Here is a 3366-nt window from a genome sequence, read left to right on the forward strand (position 1 = left end):
CTCGACGTTGATGGACCCCATGCTCGACGAGTTCCGTGTGGTGGTGGAGGGCCTGAGCTTCGAGGCTCCGCGTATCCCGATCGCGACCTCGGGTGATGTGACGTCGCCGGAGTACTGGGTGAACCACTTCCGGGACACCGTGCGTTTCGCGGATTCGCTGGGCACCTTGAGTGATTCCGGTGTGTCCACGTTCCTGGAGTTGGGTCCGGACGGGGTGCTCACGGCGATGGCGGCCGAGTCTTTGCCGCCGGAGGCCGTGGTGGTGCCGGTGCTGCGCAAGGACCGGTCCGAGGAACTCAGTGCGGTGACGGCGTTGGCGCGTCTGCACGTGAACGGTGTGAAGGTCAACTGGTCGGCCTTCTTCGTTGGGCTGGGTGCGCGTCGGGTAGACCTGCCGACCTACGCTTTCCAACGTCAGCGGTTCTGGCCATCCGGGGGAGCCCCGGTCGGGGATGTCGGCGCAGCTGGTCTTCAGGCGACGGATCACCCGTTGCTGGGTGCGGTGGTGTGGTCGCCGGACAACGGTGGTGCGGTGTTCACCGGCCGTCTGTCGATCGGGTCGCAGCCGTGGCTTGCCGACCACGTGGTGCTGGGGTCGACGCTGTTGCCCGGTACCGGGTTCGTGGAACTGGCGCTGCGGGCCGGTGACGAGATCGGGTGCGGCACCCTCGAGGAACTGACGCTGGCCGCGCCCCTGGTTCTCCCGGAACACGGCGGGGTGCAGCTGCAGGTCGTGGTGAGCGCAGCCGACGAGCGCGGTCGTCGCCCGCTGGGGGTGTACTCGCGGTCTGAGGAGGTCACCGAGCAGATCTGGATGCGGCATGCGGCCGGTTTCCTGACCTCGACCACGGTGGACTCCTCGTTCGACCTGGCGCAGTGGCCGCCGGCGGACGCCGAGTCGATCGCCGTCGATGGCGCGTACGACGTCCTGCGGGACGGAGGATTCGAATACGGCCCGGTGTTCCAGGGGCTGCGTACGGCCTGGAAGCGCGGCGACGAGTTGTTCGCCGAAGTCGCGCTTCCGGAAGGCACCGAGGCCGGCCGGTTCGGGCTTCACCCCGCCCTGCTGGACGCGGCGATGCACGTCGCGATCATCCAGGGCAGCGGCAAGGACACGGTGATTCCGTTCGTGTGGAACGACGTGTCGCTGCACGCGGTCGGCGCTTCCGCGGTGCGGGTGCGGCTGACGCGGGTCGAACACGGGATGGCGCTCGCCGTCGCCGACGTGACGGGCCGCCCAGTGTTGTCGGTCGGCTCGATGGCGGGCCGGCCGGTGTCCGTCGAACAGCTGGTAGCCGGTGCTACGAGCCGGGATCCGCTGTTCGGGATCGAATGGAAGCCGATCGCGGTCTCCGAGACGGCCGGAGAACTCGCCCGGTGGGACGACCTGCCCGCCGAGGTGCCCGATGTGGTGGTACTGGAGTGCGTGACGCCGTCCGGCGAGGTGCCCGGCGCTGTGCGGTCGTTGACTCGCCAGGTGCTGGCCGTTGTGCAGGAGTGGCTTGCCGACGAACGGTTCGCCGGTTCGCGGCTGGCAGTGGTGACCCGTAACGCGGTGGCCGTGGCCGACGGCGCTGGTGTCGATGTGGTGCAGGCTCCCGTCTGGGGTCTTGTGCGGTCGGCGCAGGCTGAGAACCCGGGCCGGTTCGTGCTGGTCGATGTGGACGAGCAGGCTGAGGGGCTCCTTGCTGCCGCCGTCGCCTCGGATGAGCCCGAGGTCGCGATCCATGCTGGAGAGGTCTTCCTGCCGAGGCTGGTGCGACTGCCGCACGTCGACTCGGAGGTTGCGTTCGATCCCGAGGGCGCGGTGCTGATCACTGGCGGTACCGGCGGTTTGGGCGCTGTGGTGGCGAAGTATCTGGTGGCGGAGCGTGGTGTCCGGCATCTGGTGTTGACGAGCCGTCGTGGCCTGGACGCGCCTGGTGCGGCCGAGTTGGTGGCCGAGCTGGACGCGCAGGTCGACGTAGTCGCGTGCGATGTGTCCGATCGGGATGCTGTGGCGGCTTTGATTGGCGGGCTTGAGCGTCCGTTGACTGGTGTGGTGCACGCGGCGGGTGTTGGTGACAACGGTCTGATCGGCGCCTTGACGCCGGAGCAGTTCGACGCGGTGCTCGCGCCGAAGGCCGATGCCGCCTGGTACTTGCACGAACTCACCCGCGAGATGGACCTGGCCGCGTTCGTGCTGTTCTCGTCGGCCGGTGGTCTGGTACTCGCGGCAGGGCAGGCCAACTATGCGGCCGCCAACGTGTTCCTCGACGGCTTGGCCGCACAGCGTCAAGCCGAGGGACTGACGGCGACGTCGATGGCGTTCGCGCTCTGGGACGTCGGCGCCGGACTCGGGCAGTACCTCACCGAGGTCGACCGGAAACGTATGGCGAACCAGGGGCTTTCCGCGCTGTCGTACGAAGCCGGGCTGGCGATGTTCGCCGACGGGCTCGACTCGGGCAGGGCGACGGTGGTGCCGGTCAAGGTCGACACCCGTGCCCTGCGCGCCCGCACCGACACGGTGCCCGCGCTGCTGCGTGGTCTCGTCCCGCCCACTCGACGGGCGGTCGCCGCCGGCGGCGTGCTGGATCAGCGGTTGGGGGGAATGACCGCTGGTGAGCGGCTGCGTGCGGTATTGCAGATCGTGCGTGGGGAGGTTGCGTCGGTTCTTGGGCATGCGTCGGCGGAGGCGATTGAGCCGGCTCGTGCGTTCCAGGAGCTCGGTTTCGATTCGCTGGCCGCGATCGAGTTGCGCAACAGGCTCAACACCATCACCGGTCTGAGCCTGCCCGCCACGCTCGTCTTTGACCATCCCAACGCACAGGCGGTCTCGGACTACATCGACGAGTTGGTCGGTGGCACGAAGGCGGTCGTTTCGGTCCGCGAGGTCTCACGGCCGTTGGATGACGAGCCGATCGCGATCGTCGGGATGGCTTGCCGGTATCCGGGTGGGGTGAGTTCTCCGGAGGACCTGTGGCGGTTGGTTGCCGAGGGTGTCGATACTGTTGGGGATCTGCCGGTCAATCGTGGTTGGAACATTGAGGATCTTTACGATCCGGAGCCGGGTAAGGAAGGCAAGAGTTATACGCGTCGAGGTAGTTTCCTTCATGATGCAGCCGATTTTGATCCTGAGTTCTTCGGGATCTCGCCGCGTGAGGCTTTGTTCATGGATCCGCATCAGCGGTTGTTGCTGGAGTCTTCGTGGGAGGCGATGGAGCGGTCGGGCATCGACCCGGTTTCGTTGAGGGGCAGCAAGACTGGTGTGTTCGCGGGGGTGATGTACCACGACTACGCGTTGAACGTGTCTCCGTCGGGCACTGCGGGTGGCAGTGTGGTGTCGGGTCGGTTGTCCTACACTTTTGGCTGGGAAGGCCCGGCGGT

The 3366-nt window shown here is 67.3% G+C and carries 1 protein-coding gene; it reads left to right on the forward strand.

Annotated elements, in window-relative coordinates; genetic code table 11:
- Nucleotides 1-3366 (forward strand): type I polyketide synthase (locus JWQ81_RS09545; protein ID WP_297539730.1); only part of this gene is annotated, 3366 nt, incomplete at both ends.

The sequence above is a fragment of the Amycolatopsis sp. genome (genome assembly GCF_025464955.1).
GTDB lineage: Bacteria > Actinomycetota > Actinomycetes > Mycobacteriales > Pseudonocardiaceae > Amycolatopsis.